At 64.0% G+C, this 19,735-nt stretch carries 16 protein-coding genes; 13 read left to right on the top strand and 3 right to left on the bottom strand.

What is annotated here, in order from left to right:
* Positions 1-257: 257 nt before the first annotated feature.
* Positions 258-1,667: an MFS transporter gene (locus tag F757_RS0101155; protein WP_027209765.1), complete on the top strand. Its 1,410-nt coding sequence runs from the start codon at positions 258-260 to the stop codon at positions 1,665-1,667.
* A gap of 27 nt (positions 1,668-1,694) precedes the next feature.
* On the opposite strand, the gene F757_RS0101150 is transcribed toward F757_RS0101155, so the two are convergent.
* Both F757_RS0101150 and hpaR read right to left on the bottom strand, forming a co-directional pair.
* Entirely contained in the window at positions 1,695-2,765 is a 1,071-nt protein-coding gene (locus tag F757_RS0101150; protein ID WP_027209764.1) for a hypothetical protein, read from the bottom strand.
* Between the two features lie 87 nt (positions 2,766-2,852).
* Positions 2,853-3,260: a homoprotocatechuate degradation operon regulator HpaR gene (hpaR, locus tag F757_RS0101145; protein ID WP_035466027.1), complete on the bottom strand. Its 408-nt coding sequence runs from the start codon at positions 3,258-3,260 to the stop codon at positions 2,853-2,855.
* A 190-nt stretch (positions 3,261-3,450) separates the two neighbouring features.
* On the opposite strand from hpaR, the gene F757_RS0101140 reads away from it, so the two are divergent.
* The 7 genes from F757_RS0101140 to hpaI all read left to right on the top strand — a co-directional run bounded on the left by F757_RS0101140 (position 3,451) and on the right by hpaI (position 9,516).
* Positions 3,451-4,224 carry a fumarylacetoacetate hydrolase family protein gene (locus tag F757_RS0101140; RefSeq protein WP_027209762.1) on the top strand — a complete coding sequence of 258 codons (774 nt, stop codon included), beginning with the start codon at positions 3,451-3,453 and terminating at the stop codon, positions 4,222-4,224.
* Positions 4,221-4,979 carry a fumarylacetoacetate hydrolase family protein gene (locus F757_RS0101135; protein ID WP_027209761.1) on the top strand — a complete coding sequence of 253 codons (759 nt, stop codon included), beginning with the start codon at positions 4,221-4,223 and terminating at the stop codon, positions 4,977-4,979. Before F757_RS0101140 ends, F757_RS0101135 begins: the two co-directional genes overlap by 4 nt.
* A 61-nt stretch (positions 4,980-5,040) precedes the next feature.
* Positions 5,041-6,498 carry a 5-carboxymethyl-2-hydroxymuconate semialdehyde dehydrogenase gene (hpaE, locus tag F757_RS0101130; protein ID WP_027209760.1) on the top strand — a complete coding sequence of 486 codons (1,458 nt, stop codon included), beginning with the start codon at positions 5,041-5,043 and terminating at the stop codon, positions 6,496-6,498.
* A 61-nt stretch (positions 6,499-6,559) separates the two neighbouring features.
* The gene (gene hpaD / locus F757_RS0101125) at positions 6,560-7,423 is read left to right on the top strand and encodes a 3,4-dihydroxyphenylacetate 2,3-dioxygenase (protein WP_027209759.1); all 864 of its coding nucleotides are present in this window, start codon (positions 6,560-6,562) and stop codon (positions 7,421-7,423) included.
* Positions 7,424-7,456: 33 nt separating this feature from the next.
* A complete protein-coding gene (locus F757_RS0101120) occupies positions 7,457-7,858 on the top strand; it encodes a 5-carboxymethyl-2-hydroxymuconate Delta-isomerase (protein ID WP_027209758.1) in 402 nt (133 codons plus the stop codon).
* 42 nt (positions 7,859-7,900) lie between these two features.
* Positions 7,901-8,704 (top strand): 2-oxo-hept-4-ene-1,7-dioate hydratase, encoded by an 804-nt coding sequence (gene hpaH / locus F757_RS0101115; protein ID WP_027209757.1) that lies wholly within the window; start codon positions 7,901-7,903, stop codon positions 8,702-8,704.
* Positions 8,705-8,712: 8 nt separating this feature from the next.
* On the top strand, positions 8,713-9,516 hold the full coding sequence (gene hpaI / locus F757_RS0101110; RefSeq protein WP_027209756.1) for a 4-hydroxy-2-oxoheptanedioate aldolase: 804 nt from the start codon (positions 8,713-8,715) through the stop codon (positions 9,514-9,516).
* A 122-nt stretch (positions 9,517-9,638) separates the two neighbouring features.
* Here hpaI and F757_RS0101105 read toward each other — a convergent pair whose 3' ends face one another.
* Positions 9,639-11,972, bottom strand: a complete 2,334-nt coding sequence (locus F757_RS0101105) for a bifunctional diguanylate cyclase/phosphodiesterase (RefSeq protein WP_027209755.1) — start codon at positions 11,970-11,972, stop codon at positions 9,639-9,641.
* A gap of 596 nt (positions 11,973-12,568) precedes the next feature.
* Between F757_RS0101105 and bcsD the strand changes: the two genes are divergently transcribed.
* The 5 genes from bcsD (at position 12,569) to bcsB (ending at position 19,734) form a co-directional block, all read left to right on the top strand.
* The gene (gene bcsD, locus F757_RS0101095; RefSeq protein ID WP_027209754.1) at positions 12,569-13,024 is read left to right on the top strand and encodes a cellulose biosynthesis protein BcsD; all 456 of its coding nucleotides are present in this window, start codon (positions 12,569-12,571) and stop codon (positions 13,022-13,024) included.
* 148 nt (positions 13,025-13,172) lie between these two features.
* Entirely contained in the window at positions 13,173-14,192 is a 1,020-nt protein-coding gene (bcsP, locus tag F757_RS0101090; RefSeq protein ID WP_027209753.1) for a cellulose biosynthesis protein BcsP, read from the top strand.
* Positions 14,189-14,977 carry a cellulose biosynthesis protein BcsQ gene (bcsQ, locus tag F757_RS0101085; RefSeq protein ID WP_027209752.1) on the top strand — a complete coding sequence of 263 codons (789 nt, stop codon included), beginning with the start codon at positions 14,189-14,191 and terminating at the stop codon, positions 14,975-14,977. The genes bcsP and bcsQ overlap by 4 nt, the downstream gene beginning before the upstream one ends.
* Positions 14,974-17,178 (top strand): UDP-forming cellulose synthase catalytic subunit, encoded by a 2,205-nt coding sequence (bcsA, locus tag F757_RS0101080; RefSeq protein ID WP_027209751.1) that lies wholly within the window; start codon positions 14,974-14,976, stop codon positions 17,176-17,178. Before bcsQ ends, bcsA begins: the two co-directional genes overlap by 4 nt.
* A gap of 3 nt (positions 17,179-17,181) precedes the next feature.
* Positions 17,182-19,734: a cellulose biosynthesis cyclic di-GMP-binding regulatory protein BcsB gene (gene bcsB, locus F757_RS0101075; RefSeq protein WP_027209750.1), complete on the top strand. Its 2,553-nt coding sequence runs from the start codon at positions 17,182-17,184 to the stop codon at positions 19,732-19,734.
* Position 19,735 lies beyond the last annotated feature (1 nt).

The following is a 19,735-nucleotide window of genomic DNA, read 5'->3' as shown; positions in this document are numbered from 1 at the left end:
CGACGCTGCGCCGCTTATTCCCTATACAGCAAAACAGAACCGCACCTCACTGTATTGTTTTTTGTGTCGCAACTGTATTGGAGCGCCGCGCGGCTGCGCATCCACTGCGCCGCAGAGCAAGCCATGCAAGCGGGTTGAGCAGCATCGCGATGTGCCGTTGCATCGCCGTATAAGTCCTGGGTTGCATAGTCGGCGCGCCGGACGCCAAATGGAGCGGCCGCGCGGGCTTTTGTTAGCACCCGTCGAGGAGGCGCGACATGGCAACGAACACATCGGCGAGTGGCCGCAAGCATCGCGGACAGGCCGGCAAGGCAACTGCCAGCGGCTGGATCGGCTCAGCCCTCGAGTACTACGACTTCTTCATCTACGCCCAGGCAGCGGCGCTGATCTTCCCCCAACTGTTCTTTCCGTCGGGCAATCCGAAAATCGCGATCGTCGCCTCGCTTGCCACTTATGGCGTCGGCTATGTCGCGCGACCCATCGGCGCGTTCGTGCTCGGACACTGGGGCGACACGCACGGCCGCAAGAACGTCCTGCTGCTATGCATGTTCCTGATGGGCTTTTCGACGATGGCTGTCGGCCTCCTGCCCACGTATCAGCACGTCGGCCTGCTCGCGCCGACGCTGCTCGTCCTGCTTCGTTTGATTCAAGGCTTTGCGGTTGCAGGAGAAATTTCGGGCGCAAGCTCGATGATTCTCGAACATGCGCCATTCGGACGACGCGGCTATTACGCGAGCTTCACGCTGCAAGGCGTGCAGGCCGGACAGATTCTCGCCGCTGCCGTGTTCCTGCCGCTCGCGTATTACATGGAAGAAAGTTCGTTCAATTCGTGGGGCTGGCGCATTCCGTTTCTGCTGAGCGCGCTGGTGCTGGTGGCGGGCTACATTATCCGTCGCGAAGTCGACGAAACACCGGCTTTCACGCAAGAGGACACGAGCGGCGGCGTGCCGAGGTCGCCGATTGCCGAGGCCTTCCGCTATAACTGGCCCGACATGCTGCGCGTAGTCGGTTGCTCGTTGATGAATGTCATTCCTGTTGTTGCGACGATTTTCGGCGCTGCGTATGCAGTGCAGGCCTCTTACGGCATAGGCTTTTCGAAGAGCGTGTACTTGTGGATTCCCGTGATCGGCAACATTGTCGCGGTGCTCGTGATTCCGTATGTGGGTAATCTGTCCGACCGGATCGGGCGGCGCCTGCCGATCATTGTGGGCGCACTCGGTGCGGGACTGCTTTCTTTCGCATACCTGTACGCGATCAGCATTCACAACGTCGCGCTCGCCATGGTGATGTCGATCCTGATGTGGGGCGTAATCTATCAAGGCTATAACGCGACGTTCCCGAGCTTCTACCCGGAACTGTTTCCGACCCGCTCGCGCGTCTCCGCGATGGCGATCGGGCAGAACATCGGCACCACGATCACGGCGTTGCTGCCGGCGTTGTTCGCTTATGTCGCGCCACCGGGCTCGCACAACGTTCCGGTGACGATCGGAGCGATCACCTTCGGCATTACGATTATTGCGGCCGTCACCGCGTGGAGCGCGCGCGAAAACTATCGCGTGAGACTCGGCGATCTGGGCCAGCCCGATGCAGTGCCGCTCGACAAAACAAGCTACGACCAGTTAAGGGCCGAGACCCTGGCCCATGCGAAAAAACCCGCTGCTTCCTGATGCCTGGTGTAGCCAGCTTTCTGGCGCTCAGCGCCATTGCGCGGTCAGCTCGTTCGCAAGCACCATTTTTTCGCGCACCCGTTCGACAAAGGCCGCGTCCACGCCGCTTTGCATTTTGAGGAATTTGAGCGCCGCCGAATGAACGCCACGCATCGCCTGGCCGTCTATTCCGCTGACACGCGCGGCGCTGCGGCGCGTTTCCTCTACGAGATCGCGCGCGCTGCTGAAATCCGGCGACAGTGCGCTGTGCGCTTCAAAGCCGGCTCGCAGTCCGGCCGCGTATTCACGCGACTGTCCAAGCAGATCCATATCCACGACCAGGTCGACGCCTTGCCCCATTCGGTACGCACCGAGCACCCACAGCGCGACAAACGCACGATAAGCGTTGCTGCCTTCCGCGCTGCGTGCATAGTGTTCGCACGCTATCGCGTAGGCGTCGTCGGAAGCTGGCGCGGCGGGCGGCAATTTCACATCGCATAGCTCGATGATCTGCCTGGCCAGCGGTTCATTGCGGTTCAAGCCGAGCACGCGAAACGGCGCGGCCACGAAGAACGGATTGCGCCACTGCTGGTTCAGAAGCCAGCCGGACGCAAACTGCGATGCGGGATTGCGCAGCACGCCCACATGCATTGCGTCGGCAAACGCATGCCTGAGCCACTGCACTCTCCCGGACGAGCGACAGAACTTGAGGACTGGCACCCTGCCCTGTTGAGCCGAGTGCTCGCAAAGGCCGCGCAAATAGCTCTGTAGCGCGGGGAATTCGGCGTCTGGCTGCTCGCTGAAACGGTCGATACTGAAAGCTCTCCGATATCCGCTCACACCGCGCGTGCCTTCGTGCAAGAACGCCTTGTATTCGTCGAAGTAAGGCGCCTCGAGCGGCGGATGTCCCGATGTCAGCGTGGGGCGGCTGGCAGCAACCTCCGCGAAACCCAGATCGGCGAGCACGTTGCTGAGCGGCTCGTAAAACCCGGTCGCACCGTCGAGCGCACGAAGACGCGACCACACCCAGGTGCCCGCGCTGCGCCAGCCGGTATGCAGAAATATGGCCTTTTTCAGGGTACGTTTCGATGTGACGTCGGCCTCGAGTGACAAGGGCATCGGACTCTCTTCAATGAAAGCGGTAATGAACGATGTTGCGGTACGTTAGCGTGTCGCGGCATGGTCAATCATGTACTGCGCGCTCCTTCAGTCGTCTTCCTGCTCGAGACCCGCCAGCAGATCGTCTACGGCGCGATACACACGCTCGACAATCTCCGGTCCCACCTTGCGCTCGAGTTCGCGGTACTGCGCCTCCAGGTCTTTCGATAGCGCGTGCACCAGTTCCACGCTTGCATCGGTTAGCGAAACCAGCACGCGGCGCTGGTCTTCCGCGAAACGCTCCTTGGTTATCAACTCCATGCTTTCCATGCGTGCGAGCACGCCAGCCATACTCGGGCTCGAAATCGTGCAGATGTCGGAGATCTGGCGCGGCTCCATCGGGCCGTGCTCATTGAGTGCACGAATGACGCGCCATTGCTGCTCGGTCAACCCGTGCGCGGTAATCAATGGACGAAAGCGCTCCATCATTTTTTCCCTGGCGCGCAGCAGCAGCATAGGCAGGTTGCGATGCAAAACTCGTGTGGAAGCGGACGAAGACATATTGGACGATGATTGAAAGCAGCCGTCGAAACTTAAGGGAAAACCCGCGATCAGCCGACTGGCTATTGACCCTGGATCATATCAAGCGCAATACTACTAACATGTTAGTGTTTATGTCGAGTCCCCCTCAGAGGCATAGCCAGTCATGTTTGCACTTGCCGATCATCTGCTGCACCCGGAAGGCGACGCGTTGCCTCGCGATGTGGATGCGCACGCCGCCGCGGCGCTGCTCGCACGCGGCATCGCGTGCCGTGCGCCCGTCAGCGGTTCTGTCTACGCAACCTTGCTCAACGACCGTGCCGCGCTCGCGGCGCTCGGCGACGCCATGCACGCCGCGCCGTACAAGGCGCCGCCCAAAGCGCCGGTCCTGTATCTGAAGCCGCGCAATACGCTGGCCGGACATTGCGCGAAAGTGGCCGTGCCTGACAACGACGTGGGCGTCGAGGTCGGCGCGTCGCTCGGCATCGTAATCGGGCGCACGGCAACGCGCGTGAGCGCCACGCGCGCGTTGGACTACATTGCAGGCTATACGGTGGTGGCCGATCTGAGCGTACCGCACGCAAGCGTGTATCGCCCTTCGGTCCGATTCCGGGCACGCGACGGTTTCTGCGTGGTCGGCCCGGCCGTTGTCGCGGCGCGCCATGTTGCCGATCCGGATCAACTTGCCATCGCGGTGTCGCTCAACCGGGAGCAGACCTTCGCGGCGAGCACAGCCTCGTCGGTACGCAAGGTGGCGGTACTGCTCGCGGATGTCACCGACTTCATGACGCTTGCGCCCGGCGACGTCATTACGACAGGTGTGCCGCACGGCTCGCCCATCGCGCATATCGGCGACGATGCGACGCTTTCGATCGGCGGGTTGCCGCCGCTACGCATGTCGTTCGTCGGTGCAACGCAAGCGCGCGGAGATCAGCGATGATGCGCGGCCGCGTAGCGTATGCAGGTGCAATTCACGAAGCCTATCCGCACGCGCAAGGCGTGCAGCTTGCGGACGGACGCGTGTGCCGCGAAGACCAGGTGGTCTGGCTCGCGCCCGTCGAAGTCGGCACCGTGTTTGCACTGGGCCTGAATTACGCCGAACATGCGAAGGAACTGCAATTCAGCAAGCAGGAAGAGCCGCTCGTATTTCTTAAAGGACCGGGAACGGTGCTCGGTCATCGCGGCTTCACACGCCGTCCTGCCGATGTGACTTTCATGCACTACGAGTGCGAGCTTGCGGTCGTGATCGGGCGTACCGCGCGCAATGTTCAGCGCGACAATGCAATGGAGCACGTGGCCGGCTACATGATTGCGAACGACTACGCAATCCGCGACTACCTCGAGAACTATTACCGCCCGAACTTGCGCGTGAAGAATCGCGACGGCGCCACCGTGCTCGGCCCCTGGTTTGTCGACGCGGCGGATATTCACGACGTTACGCAACTGGAATTGCGCACCTTCGTGAACGGCACGCTGCGGCAACGCGGCAACACGCGCGATCTGGTAACCGATATTCCCGCGTTGATCGAATACCTGAGCGGCTTCATGACGCTCGCGCCGGGCGACGTCATTCTTACCGGCACGCCGGAAGGCGTTGTGAATGTGAATGCCGGCGACGAAGTGGTGTGCGAGATCGACGGCCTTGGCCGCCTCGTCAACACGGTCGCATCCGACGCGGATTTCGGCCGTACCTGAGCCGCCGTACCTGAGCCGTAGGCGCAGCGCAACAGCGAAGTACAAACGCAAGGACCACGCAATGCGAATAGACCATCTGATCAACGGCAAGACGGCCGGTGCGAAAGACTACTTTGAAACCGTCAACCCGGCGACGCAGGAAGTGCTCGCCGAAGTCGCACGCGGCGGCGCGGAAGAAGTCCACGCCGCAGTGCGGGCCGCCAAAGAGGCGTTTCCCGCCTGGGCAGCAAAGTCCGCCTCCGAGCGCGCGAAACTTGTTCGCAGGCTCGGTGAGCTGATTGCGAAAAGCGTGCCGGATATTTCGGAAACCGAAACGAAAGACACCGGCCAGACGATTTCGCAAACGCGCAAGCAACTGGTGCCGCGCGCAGCCGACAACTTCAGCTACTTCGCCGAAATGTGCACGCGTGTAGACGGCCACACCTATCCGACCGACACGCACCTGAACTACACGCTGTTTCAGCCGGTGGGCGTGTGTGCGCTGATTTCGCCGTGGAATGTGCCGTTCATGACGGCGACATGGAAAGTCGCGCCATGCCTCGCGTTCGGCAACACCGCGGTGCTGAAGATGAGCGAGCTGTCGCCGCTCACTGCGTCGATGCTCGGCACGCTTGCGCTTGAAGCCGGCATTCCGGCGGGCGTACTCAACGTGGTGCACGGCTTCGGCAAGGAAACCGGCGAGCCGCTCGTCGCCCATCCGGACGTGCGCGCTGTGTCGTTCACCGGCTCCACCGCCACGGGCAACCGGATAGTGCAAACCGCCGGGCTCAAGAAGTTCTCTATGGAACTGGGCGGCAAGTCGCCATTCGTGGTTTTCGACGACGCCGACTTCGAACGCGCGCTCGACGCCGCCGTATTCATGATCTTCTCGAACAACGGCGAACGCTGCACTGCCGGCTCGCGAATTCTCGTGCAGAAGTCTATCTACGCGAAGTTCGCGCAACGCTTCGTGGAGCGAGCGAAGCGCCTCGAGGTGGGTGATCCGCTGGCGCCGAGCACGATTATCGGGCCGATGATCAGCCAGGGGCATCTGGCCAAAGTGCGCAGCTATATCGAACTCGGTCCCAAAGAAGGCGCCACGCTTGCGTGCGGCGGCCTGGCCACACCCGAACTGCCCGACCCCCTGCGCAAGGGCAACTACGTCATGCCGACGGTTTTCGTGGACGTGGATAACCGCATGCGCATCGCGCAGGAAGAGATCTTCGGCCCGGTCGCGTGCCTGATTCCATTCGACGACGAAGCCGACGCTATCCGGCTCGCAAACGACATTTCCTATGGTCTGTCGAGCTACATCTGGACCGAGAACACCGGACGCGCGCATCGCGTCGCAGCCGCCGTCGAAGCCGGCATGTGTTTCGTCAACAGCCAGAACGTGCGGGATCTGCGCCAGCCGTTCGGCGGCACCAAGGCATCGGGCGTGGGACGCGAAGGCGGCACGTGGAGCTACGAAGTATTCCTCGAACCGAAAAACGTGTGCGTGTCGCTCGGCTCGCATCACATTCCGCGCTGGGGCGTGTGATTCGCCAGCCATATCGTGCCGGGCGCAGTGCGTCTCGCAGTACAGAAAGGAGGAGGCAAGGATGGGCAAGCTCGCGCTGGCAGCAAAAGTAACACACGTACCGTCGTTGTATCTGTCGGAGCTCGACGGTCCGCACAAGGGTTGCCGTCAGCCTGCTATCGACGGTCATCATGAAATCGGCCGGCGTTGCCGTGAGTTGGGCGTGGATACGATTGTCGTGTTCGACGTGCATTGGCTCGTCAATAGCGAGTACCACATCAATTGCGCGCCGAATTTCGAAGGTGTTTATACGAGCAACGAACTGCCGCATTTCATCAAGAACATGCCTTACGCGTATCCCGGCAATGTCGGGCTCGGACATCTGATCGCCGAAGTCGCCAACGAAATGGGCGTAAAAAGCCGCGCGCATAGCGAAACCACGCTCGAACTCGAATACGGCACGCTGGTACCCATGCGCTATATGAATAGCGATCAGCATTTCAAGGCCGTATCCGTTGCCGGCTGGTGCATGTGGCATCAGCTCGAAACGAGCGCGCGTTTTGGCCTCGCGGTGCGCAAGGCAATCGAAGAGCGATATGACGGCACGGTGGCGATTCTCGCGAGCGGCTCGCTGAGTCACCACTTTGCCGACAATGGCACGGCCGAGCAATTCATGCACAAGGTATGGAGTCCATTTCTCGAGCAGATGGACCGCCGCGTGGTCGAATTATGGCAAGCCGGCGACTGGAAAACCTTTTGCGCAATGCTGCCGCTTTACAACGAAAAGTGCTGGGGTGAAGGTGGCATGCACGACACAGCCATGCTGCTTGGCGCGCTAGGCTGGGACCGCTACGACGGCAAAGTGGAAGTCGTCACGCCGTATTTCGGCAGTTCGGGAACCGGCCAGATCAATGCGATCTTTCCGGTCACGCCGCTGCCCGCCTGAACCGAAACGCGAATCGACAACGGAGAACTTATCGTGCCGCATCTGACACTCGAGTACAGCGCCAATCTCGCTGACAATGAAAGTATTGGCCGCCTGTGCAATACGCTCGCTCAATGTCTTGCCGAACAGCGCGAGAACGGTCAGCGTGTCTATCCGCCCGGCGGCATTCGCGTGCGCGCACTGCGCTGCGAACACTATTGCATTGCGGACGGGCGCGCCGACGCAGCCTTTCTGCACGCGAACCTGAAGATCGCCGCTGGACGCTCTGACGTCGTGAAAAAAGCTACCGGCGACGCCTTGTTCACGCTCATCAAGGAGCACTTCGCCGCCGAGTTCGCACAGAGTGGGCTCGCTTTGTCGCTGGAACTCAACGAATTCAGCGAGGCCGGCACCTGGAAACACAACAACCTCCACGCGCGGCTCAACGCCCATTAGCGAGCCGATGCACACTCGTTGCGGCTCAATAGAGAATTCATTATGTTAGACATCCAAACCATTCGCGAGCTCGCTGCGCAACTCGACCACGCCGAGAAAACCCGCACGCAATTGCGCCACTTTTCCGCCGCCTATCCGCAGATGACGGTTGAGGACGGCTACGCGATCCAGCGCGAATGGGTCAAGCTCAAACTCGCCGAAGGCCATGCAATCAAAGGGCGCAAGATCGGACTCACGTCGCGCGCAATGCAGCGTTCGTCGCAAATCGACGAGCCGGACTACGCGCCGCTCCTCGATAGCATGTTTATCGAAAATGGTCAGGACATTCGCGCGGATCGCTTTATTGCGCCGCGCGTAGAAGTGGAACTGGCGTTCGTGTTGAACAGGCCGCTCAAAGGCCCCGGTGTCACGCTGTTCGATGTACTGGATGCGACTGCGTACGTCACGCCCGCCGTGGAGATCATCGACGCGCGCATCGAACAATTCGACCGCGAGACGCGCGCGCCGCGCAAGGTGTACGACACGATTTCCGACTTCGCGGCCAATGCCGGCGTCGTGCTGGGCGGACGCCCCGTGCGTCCGCTGGATGTCGATCTTCGCTGGGTCGGCGCGCTGCTGTACAGGAACGGCGCCGTCGAGGAAAGCGGGCTCGCGGCGGCCGTGCTGAATCATCCGGCCACGGGCGTAGCGTGGCTCGCGAACAAGATTGCCCCATACGACGAAATGCTCAACGCAAACGACGTCATTCTGAGCGGCTCGTTCACGAGTCCGATTGCCGCAAAGGCAGGCGACACATTCCATGTCGACTATGGTCCGCTCGGCGGCATTGCTTTGAACTTCATTTGAGTGCGCTGATGTCTTTACCGCAAAACACCTTCAAGCGCGCGCTGCGCGAAGGCAAGCCGCAATTCGGGCTGTGGGCCGCGCTTGCCGACGCGTACGTGACCGAGCTGCTCGCCACCGCCGGTTTCGACTGGTTGCTGATCGACAACGAACACGCGCCGAACGACGTACGCAGCACGCTCGCGCAATTGCAGGCCGTCGCGGCCTACGCATCGCATCCGGTCGTGCGGCCGGTGCGAAGCGACAGCGCATTGATCAAGCAACTGCTCGACATCGGCGCGCAGACGCTACTATTGCCGATGATCGACACCGCCGACGAGGCCGCCGCCGCGGTCGCGGCAACACGTTACCCGCCGCACGGCATTCGCGGGGTGGGCAGTGCGTTGGCGCGCGCGTCACGCTGGAACCGTGTGCCCGACTACCTCGATTGCGCTGCCGACGAACTGTGCGTGATCGTGCAAGCCGAGACGGTGCGGAGTATGCAGAACCTGCCGGCGATTGCGGCAGTGGAGGGCGTCGACGGCGTGTTTTTCGGGCCTTCGGATCTGAGCGCGTCGATGGGACTACTCGGCAAGCCAGGCGATGCAAGCGTGCGCGCGGCGATTCGCGACGGCATAGAAACCGTGCGGCATGCTGGCAAAGCAGCGGGCGTGCTGGCGCCGGACCGCGCGATCGCCGAGGAGTATCTGGCCGCGGGGGCTTTGTTTGTGGCAGTGGGAACCGATACTGGTTTGCTGAGCCGCGCGGCGGGGGAACTGGCGGCGTCGTATAAGCGGGGAGCGGGTTCCGATGGCGCCGTGGCGGGCGGCTACTGACTGAATGCCTCTGGCGAACACATGGTCAGATGCAGTTACCCCGAAGGCACAAACCGGTGTGATTGCACACTCCGCCATGTACGGCGGATAAAGCCCAACGCCCTTGCGCGCCTGGCTGCCCCTCACTCCCCCGCCGGCCACGGCAGCCCTTGCGCGGACCAGTCCAGCTCCACGCCGATCACCGAGCGCTCATCGGCGAACTGCACGGCGAGCGTGACCGCAATGCAAGGCCGGCCGCTCGCGAGAGAAAGGTAAGGATTACTAGCGACCGCCACGCCCGGGAGCAGCACCGCATTGCGATAATACGGCCGATGGTCCCAGCGCGCGTCGCGTGGGTTGGCCACTGGCTGCAGCGACGCGCCGTCCTTCACCCATGCCGGGCCCGGCACTTCCGGCCCGATCTGCCGCCCTGAATCGTCCAGCATGAAGCAGCTCACGGAACGCTCGAACGTCGCGAGAGTGGCGAACGCGCGCGTCATGTCGGCGCCCGCCTGCAATGCGGCTGCGGCCTCGCGCAATGCGACGCGATACGGCTCCACCTCGGATTCGAACAGCGCATGCTGATGCGCGCGGCCTTGCGCGATTACGTCGAAAGCATCGTCTATACGCACATGCACCGAACCCGGCGGTGTGATCTCGGGGGCTGGCCGCCCGAGCAGATAGCCTTGCGCGAAGTCCACGTTCGATTCGACCGCGAGTATCAGTTCCTCGGTTGTCTCTACGCCCTCCACCACCACCAGCATGCCGGCCTGATGCAACAGCGACACGAGCTTCGGCAGAATCGGTTGGCCTGTGCCGTGGCCGGTCGCGCGTATCAGTTCGCCGTCGAGCTTGACGATGTCCGGACGAATGCGCAGCAGCCTGTCGAGGTTCGATTGGCCCGCGCCGAAGTCGTCAACCGCGATCACGAAACCGTGCTCGCGGTACAAGGCCGCCGCGCGCGACATGTCGTCGACGCTGCCGCCGTGCGATTCGAGAATCTCCAGCACCAGTTGCTCCGGCGCGAGCCCCACTCTCTGCACGATGCCGGCCAGTTCATCGGCATAGCCTTCGGCGACGAAGGTGGCCGGCAGAATGTTGAGGAACAGCCAACCTTCGCCGGGCAACGAAGCGCGCGCATTGGCCAGATGCACGGCGTGGCTCGCGCGGTCGAGCACGCCCTCGTCGCTCGACGGCTTGGGTGCGAACAGCACGGCCGGCGGCAGCAGCGTGCCGTCTTCCAGTTCGCCGCGCAGCAGCGCCTCGAAACCAATCTGCTTCTGATGCGACAGGCTGAAGAGCGGCTGAAAGTGCGAGGTCAGGTAATAGTCCTCCCATTTATGCCGCAAGCCGGCGGTGCCCGCTGCGCCGCAAGCGTCTTCGATCAGCGTTTGCAGCGGGGCGTCGGGTAAAGGGCGCTCGGCGCACACGCGGTTGCGGCCGGAATGCTTGGCGCGCAGCAAGGCTTCGTCAGCGCGATCGAGCAGCACCATGATGTTCTCGCCGCTGCGGTGCTCGGCCACGCCGAAGCTGGCAGTCAGATTGCCGTCGGGTCGCTCGAGCGCCGCAATCGCGCCGCGCAATTGCTCGGCGAGCTCGAGCGCGCCGTCAAGTCCTTCGCTTGACAGCACCGCGAACTCCTCGCCGCCGATCCGGCTCACGCTGTCGGTGCGCGAGGTGCCATCGAGCAGAACCTGGGCGACCTGACGCAAAGCGAGATCGCCCACCGCATGTCCGAAGCGGTCGTTCAGCGACTTGAAGTTGTCGATGTCGAGAAAGATCGCGCTCACCTGCCCGCCCTGCGCGATGTCGGCAAGGCGGCGCTCAGCCTGGGTAACGAATGCACGGCGGTTTTGCAGGCCGGTCAGCGGATCGGTGGCGGCCAGTTGCGCGAGTCGGTCCTCGAGCAAAAAGTGATTGCGGCGGAACCAATAAAAGCCGAAGTGAAAAACGACAGCGGTCGGCATGCCGATCGCCGCGACCCACATCCACACCACGACATTCAATTCGGCCGTGCGCGGCGCACCGAGCAGCAAACCGGCCGCAGCCGCATAGAAAAACGCGCTGCCGACGAAGAAATGCGTGGGCGTAAGCCACAGCGGCGCGGCGCAGACCGGTATGACGACCAAAGCCGGCAAGCTCCACAGCAGCGGCTGTTGCACACCTGCCACGTTGAGCGCCAGGCCGACCACGAGCGTGAGCGAGAATGCCACGCCGATCGCGCCGAAGGTCCAGGTGGACCGCGTGCGCGGGATGGCGAGCACCAGCAGCGCCAGCACCAGTGCGCAGCCGAGCCGGTATGCCAGCGGCTTTGCCGGCTCGTCGGCAAGGCCGCGCGCCGCCACAAGACAAAGAAAGGCGACGACCGTGAACGCCATGGTCACCGTCGAAAGCGGACGCTGATGTTCGAGCGAGCGCTGGTGGAAGCGCTCGCGCAGTCCGGCATCGGCGGATTGCTGCGGCAAGGTCAGGAACATAGCGATGGCTAGGGGCGGGTCCGGTCACTTTACCTATGTATATCGGCAAACGTCTGACGAATGTTTAGCCTTTACGACATTATTCGGCAATTAATACAGGGAGGCTTTCAGCAGGCGAGGCGTTCGGGCTGTCACGCAGCGGACATCCGGTTATGCCGATTGGGGACCGCATTGTTAAAGATCATACATTCTGTGCCCGGAAATTAATTCCGACGGTATTATTGCGCGCTGCATTTTTACGACGGTTGTGGTGGCGCAAGCACAGCCTTAAAGAACCGGCGAGATGCCGACGTTGATGCCGCCTCGACGCTGCGAACTGCACAACGGCCGGCTCTGCAAGGCGTCGACGGGGCCACGCATGCTGGCGATGTGTTCGTCGGGCAACCGTTTCGCGTGTATCGGCCAGGTGACCGAAAGTGGCTAAAAGTTAATGTCTTAAGTAGACTGCTCCAAAGTGTGCGGAAGCGCCTGGTTATTTCGGCAAAAGTAACTTGGGCCCGCGTGCAATGCGCGATTTATACGAACACCTTTCTCCTGCACCCGGTCGTCGGCATCTGCGCTATGCAGTTTCCCGCGACGGCCATTCTCCAGACAACATGGCTGCAATCCTCGATTACCTGCTGGAACGTCAACTGTCACCGCAATGGCGAGGCATGCTTTCTGCACTGGCCTCAGAGTTCGAAGCGCAGATTGGTCGCGCCGAGTTGCGTCAGCTGATGCACCGGGTGGGCAGCCGCTTTGCGGCCGCGCATCCGCTGCCTGCCTGCGACTCGACGGCGGACCTCGCGCGCACGCTTAACGCGCGCTGGCAGGCGATCGATTGGGGCTATGTTGAACTGGCGGACGTACGCGAGTCGCTACGCATCGTCCATTACTGCGCGCCGCTGCCGGCATTCGGCGACAGCGCGCTCGCGTGGACGCCGGCCTTTCTCGAGGGCGCGTATCAAACGTGGTTGAGCGCGCTGGGCGCGCAGGGTCTGTCGGTCGTGCAGACCGGCGACTATGCGGACGATACCGCGCTGGAATTCCGGCTCGGCCGTCACCCGTTGTGACATAACAACAGCGGAAAAAATAACAGCGACAAGGGCTGGCGGCGTGCAGGACCGGTGCGCGCCGCCAGCCGGTTGGTAATCGGTTTGGGTCTGCGGCGGCTGCGCATAAAGACCGGGTAACGCGGGTCATGACAAGAATGGCGGCATCATGAGTTCATCAAGCGACATCGAAAAATTATTCGATCATTTCGGCGGCGACGCCAACGCGTACCAGGAAATCGGTCGCGAAAACGAAGCACATACGGCGCGCACGCGCTGGCCGCTGCTGGTCACGCTGGATCTGCGGCAACCGCCGATTCCCGCTATCGGGCCGCACGCGCAGACCAGCACGAGGCCGCAGCCCGCCGACGACGAGCCCGCCGCAGCAGCGCCTGCCGCCGCGCGTGAGGACGCCGCGCCGAAAGACGCCGTCTCGGTCATGCGCGCAAAAGCGCCGCTTTTCACGCGATCGCCGCGGCGCGACATTCCGCCGGTTGTCGCGGCGGCGGCGGCAGCGCCGGCCGGGCCGCGCGGCGCGGCGCGCTTCGGCGCGCTGGATACCAGCGGCACGACGGCGCGGGTGTCGCCTTTCGGATCGGCGGATGCAGTGCCGCCGGTGACGGGTGATCCGGCGGCCGCGCCGGCAGAAGCGCACGTTCAGGCGCAGACGCACTTGTTTGCCAGGGCTGGCACTCCGGCTCCCGGGACGGCGCAGACTGCGGCGCCGGCTGTTGCGCCGATGTCGGCGCCGATGTCTTCGTCGGTGTCCGCGCGGATGTCCGCGCCGATGTCGGCGTCGGTGTCTTCGTTGATGGACGCGCCGACAGCCAGGTCCGCGTTGCCGCCGGTGCCCACCTTCGCGTCGGCACTGGCTCCCGCGTCGGCGCCCGCCTTCGCGTCGGCGCCCGCGTCCGCACCTGTGGCAGCGGCAACCCCAAAGTTCGAACCCACGCCAGCCGCAACCCATACACCTCCACCGCCCCCAGCCTCCATCCTCGGCAAACTTTTCAGCCGCCAGGATGAGTCCGCGCCCACCCGCGCCGCTGCGCCCGCGGCGGAACCCGTCGCGCTGCAGTCGCTGTTCGACCGTCTGCGCGGCACGCCGCACGGCACCGCCGCCGCGTCCGCGCGCCCGCCCGAAGCCCCGGCGCCCAACTCGTGGCTCGTCAACGGCCCGCGTCGCTCATGAAGGTCATCGCGGTGGTGTCCGCCAAAGGCGGCGTCGGCAAGACCACGCTTGCCGCCAATCTCGCTTCCGTGCTGGCCGCGAGCGGCCGTCGCGTGATCGCGCTCGACCTCGATCCGCAGAACGCGCTGCGCCTGCACTTCGGCGTGCCGCTCGACAGCATCGACGGCCTGTCGCGCGCCACGTTGACCGGCGACGCGTGGCAGTCGGTAATGTTCGACGGCGTCGACGGCGTCACCGTCCTGCCCTACGGCGCCGTGCTCGAAGAAGACCGCCGCCGCTTCGAGGCACATGTCGACCAGGACCCGCTGTGGCTCGCGCACGCGCTGCGCAGCTTGCGGCTCGACGCGTCCGACGTGGTGATCGTCGACACGCCGCCGGGTTCCTCCACGTACGTGCGCGCCGCGTTGTGCGCGGCCACCTTCGCGCTGAACGTGGTGCTCGCCGACGCGGCGTCGTACGCGGCCATTCCGCAAATGGAGCGGCTGATCGACACCTACGCGGCGCCGCGCGCGGAGTTCGGCGGCGTCGGCTACGTGGTGAACCAGATCGACCAGTCGCGCCAGTTGACCAAGGACGTGCTGAAGGTTCTGCGCCAGATGCTCGGCGACAGACTGTTCCCGGGCGTGATTCATCTGGACGAAGGCGTGAGCGAAGCGCTTGCCTGCGACACCACGCTCATCCATTACGACCCGTTGAGCCAGGCCGCCGCCGACTTCCGCGCCTGCGGCACGTGGCTCATGGCGGCGGTCGACGCCATCGCGGTCTCGCCGAGGAACGTGGCATGAGCACGCCGCAATCGCAGCCCATCGAAGCGGTGGAACCGTCGCGGCTCGAACGCCTCGTCGACGCGCGCTTCTGGAACAGCCGCATCGTCACGGGGCTGGTCACGCTGTTCGCGCTCGTCACGCTGTACTTCGTCTTCACGGTGCCGCTCGCGTTTTACGAGCAACTCACGTTCGCCACCTGCTGCTTCATCACGGCGCTGCTGTTTCGCCGCCTGCAAGGCCGTTACGCGACGATGGTGATGATCATGCTCTCGGTGGTCACTTCGGGCCGCTATATGTACTGGCGGCTCACCGCAACGACCTACTGGGAGCATCCGCTCGACGCAGCATGGGGTCTGCTGCTCGTGTCCGCCGAAGTTTATTCGACGCTCGTGCTGCTGCTCGGCTACTTCCAGACGGCCTGGCCGCTCAAGCGCAAGCCGATGCCGCTGCCCGCCTCCCGCGACGCGTGGCCGACCGTCGACGTGTTCATTCCCACCTACAACGAACCGCTCTCGGTGGTGAAGCCGACCATCTACGCGGCGCTCGCACTCGACTATCCGGCCGACAAGCTGTCCATTCACGTGCTCGACGACGGCCGCCGTCCCGAGTTCAAGGCGTTCTGCGAGGAAGTCGGCGTCAACTGGACGATCCGCACGCACAACCGCCACGCGAAGGCCGGCAACATCAACGAGGCGCTCAAGATTACGAGCGGCGAATACCTCGCCATTTTCGACTGCGACCACATTCCGACCCGCTCGTTCCTGCAGATCGGCCTCGGCTGGTTCCTGCGCGACAAGCTGCTGTCGATGCTGCAAACGCCCCACCACTTCTTTTCCGCCGACCCGTTCGAGCGCAACCTCGGCACCTTCCGCAAAGTGCCGAACGAAGGCGAGCTGTTCTACGGGCTCGTGCAGGACGGCAACGACCTGTGGAACGCCACGTTCTTCTGTGGTTCGTGCGCGCTGTTGCGCCGGAGCATGGTGGAAGAGATCGGCGGCATTGCAGTGGAAACCGTCACCGAAGACGCGCACACGGCGCTCAAGCTGCACCGGCTCGGCTACACCACCGCTTATCTGGCGATTCCTCAGGCCGCCGGGCTCGCCACCGAAAGCCTGTCAGGCCACATCGGCCAGCGCATCCGCTGGGCGCGCGGCATGACGCAGATTTTCCGCATCGACAATCCGCTCACCGGCAAGGGCCTGAAGCTCGGTCAGCGGCTGTGCTACCTGAACGCGATGATGCACTTCTTTTACGGCATCCCGCGTCTGGTGTTCCTGACGGCGCCGCTGTCGTATCTGTTCTTCGGCGCGCACGTAATCGAGGCCGCCGCGAGCACCATTGCGATCTACGCGCTGCCGCACATGATGCACGCGAGCATTACCAATTCGCGCATGCAGCGCTCATTCCGTCATTCGTTCTGGGCCGAGGTGTACGAGTCGGTGCTGGCGTCGTACATTACCGCGCCCACGCTGCTCGCGCTGATCAACCCGAAGCTCGGCAAGTTCAACGTCACGGCCAAGGGCGGCCAGATCGAAAAGAACTATTTCGACTGGGCGATCTCGCGGCCGTACCTGTTCCTGCTGTTGCTGAACCTGATCGGCTTCTGCGTGGGCATCGTGCATATCTACCTGAACTGGCACACGCGCAGCGTCGTGCAGACCACGCTGCTGAACCTGGGCTGGACGGTCTACAACATGCTCATTCTCGGCGCGAGCGTGGCCGCGGCAAGAGAGCGGCGGCAGATTCGCGCGGTGCACCGCGTCGCGATGGAAATGCCGGTCATGCTGAAGTTCTCGACGGGCCGCACGCTCGCGTGCCGCACCATCGACTATTCGGAAGGCGGCGTGGGTGTCGCGCTGCCGGCCGCGATTCAGGTGCCGATGCACGAGCGCGTCACCGTTTCGCTGTTTCGCGGCGACGAGGAATACGCGTTCCCCGCCACCGTAGGCTTCACCGCGCCGGGCCGCGTGGGACTGCGCTTTTCCGCGATGACGCGCGAGCAGGAATACGAGTTCGTGAAGACCACCTTTGCGCGCGCCGACGCCTGGACCGGCTGGGCTGAAGGACGCCAGCAGGACACGCCGCTGCGCGGCCTCTCGCACGTGCTCACGGTCGGAGCGCGCGGCATCGCGGGGCTCTTCGAGCACCTTTACAGCGACGTGCGAAGCTCGCTGAAAAGCCGTCCGGTGGACGTCAAGAAGCTAAAAACCAAAGACTGATCTATGCGCAACAGGATGGCGAAGGGAAGCACCAAACGCTCGAAGCACGAGCGCAACGACACGCGCAGCGATACACACTGGCAGCCGCGCGGCGCGCAACATAGCCGCGCCTCGCGCCTCGCGCGCGGGGTCGCATGCGGGGTCGCATGCTGGCTCGCGCTGCAAACCGCAATCGCGGCGCCGCTCGCCACGGCGGCGCAAGCGGCGGCTGCCGCCGCCAGTCCGACCAGCGGCGCGGCCCCCGGCACAGCCGCGGGCAACGTCGCGCCGCCGGGCCCCGCGGTGCCCTACGATTCCGCAATGATCGCCCAGGCGCCGCTCGCCACGCCGACCCCAGCGCTCGCCGCATCGGCCGTGAAGGCCCTCGGCGTCAAGACGCCCACCACGGCCGAGCCGGGCACGCTGGTGCCGGGCGGCCGCCGCCAGACCCTCACGTTCGCCGACCTGGGCGCGCTCGACCCGCTGCAACTGCGCGGCACCGACGGCCAGAACGGCGTCGCGTTCTCGGTGCGCGGCGACGAAGTGGTGACCGGCGCCACCCTGCATCTGATCTATAGCTACTCGCCCGCGCTGCTGCCGAACCTCTCGCAGTTGAAGGTGCTGGTGAACGGCGAGGTCGCCGCCACGCTGCCCGTGCCGCGCGAACAGGCCGGCATGATGGTCGCGCGCGACGTTTCGATCGACCCGCGCTTCGTCACCGAATTCAATCACCTGAACGTCCAGCTGATCGGCCATTACACGACGAACTGCGAAGACCCGGCGAACTCGTCGCTGTGGGCCACCGTCAGCAATGCGAGTTCGCTCGATCTCACGTATGCGTCGCTCGCCAGCAAGCCGGATCTCGCGGCCTTGCCGCAGCCGTTCTTCGACCGCCGCGACGTGCGCCGCCTCGAACTGCCGTTCGTGTTTCCGCAAAAGCCCAGCGCCGGCACGCTCGAAGCGGGCGGCATCGTGGCCTCGTGGTTCGGCGCGCTCGCCGGCTATCGCGGCGCAGTTTTCCCGGCGCAGCAGGACAACGTGCCGCTGTCGGGCAACGCCGTCGTGTTTGCCACCGACGATCAGCGTCCCGCCGGTGTGAAGATTCCGCCCATCTCGGGCCCGACCGTGGCAGTGGTGGAGCGCGACGCGCCTGCGCGCGGCAAGCTGCTGCTGGTGCTCGGGCGCAGCGACGCCGAGCTGAAAATCGCCGCGCGCGCGCTTGGCATCGGCCGCAACATGCTGACGGGACAAAGCGCGACCATCACGGGGCTGACCGAACTCGCGAAGCGCGCCCCGTACGACGCGCCGAACTGGCTGCCGACCAACCGCCCGGTCCGCTTCGGCGAACTCGCCGACGCGAGCGACCTGACCGTGTCCGGCTACGATGCCGACGCGGTCCACGTGAACCTGCGCGTGCCGCCCGACCTGTTCATGTGGCACACCAAGGGCGCGCCGATCGACCTGCGTTACCGCTATACACCCCGGCCGCTGCGCGACCGCTCGTCGCTGAATGTGAGTGTGAACAAGGGCTTCGTGCAGTCGCTGCCGATTCCGGCCGAGTCGAGCTCCATGTTCGAATTGAGCCATTACTTCGCGCGGGTGCTGCCCGACAAAACCGCCGAGGCGCGCCGCACGGTGCATATCCCGCCGCTTCTGCTGACGCCGCGCGCACAGTTGCGGCTGCACTTCTATTACGACATTCCGAACACCGGCGAATGTCATGGCCGCCTGCTGCAAAACGTGATTGGCGCGGTGGACCCGAACTCGACCATCGACCTCTCGTCGTTCCCGCACTACATGGCGCTGCCGGATCTGGCGGCGTTCGCGAACAGCGGCTTTCCGTTCACGCGCATGGCCGATCTGTCGGAAACCGCGGCGATCCTGCCGCAGGACGCGGACTCGAGCGACTACAGCCTGTATCTGCTGACCATGGGCCGCATGGGCGCCTCGACCGGCTATCCGGTAGCGGGCGTGACTGTGGGCACTGCCGACGACGTCGACAAGTACGCCGACAAGGACCTGCTGATTTTCGGCGCGCCGGGCAAGCAGCCGCTTTTGCAACGCTGGGCGAAGTCGATGCCCTTCTCGAGCAACGGCGACTCGCACACGTTCCAGATCTCCGACATCGTTTTCAAGCTCGAGGACTGGTGGCACGGCGAACGCGGCGTCGAGCGCCTGCCCGCGCGCGCGGACCTGACGCTCGTCAGTTCGAACGGCGACGCGCTCCTCACCGGCTTCGAGTCGCCGCTCAAGAAGGGCCGCAGCGCGGTCGCGCTGATCAGCGCGGCCGGCCAGTCGGACGCCGATCTGTCCGCCGCGCTGCTCGACGCCGACATGCTGCCGGAAATCCAAGGCGCGATGGCCGTGATTCACGGCCGCACGGTGACCATCGCCTCGAACGGCGAAGCCTACTATGTCGGCCATCTGTCGCCGCAGGAGTACCTGCGCTGGGCGCTGTCGTCGCATCCGCTTCTGCTGATGCTGGGCGGCGTGCTCGCCGCGCTGATCATCGCCGGGCTGTTCTACCGGATGCTGCGCTCCATTGCGGCGCGCCGTTTGAACGATTCACAGGACTGAT

It is taken from the genome of Burkholderia sp. WSM2232 (genome assembly GCF_000472545.1).
Lineage (GTDB): Bacteria > Pseudomonadota > Gammaproteobacteria > Burkholderiales > Burkholderiaceae > Paraburkholderia.
This window is presented reverse-complemented; position numbering and strand designations above follow the sequence as displayed.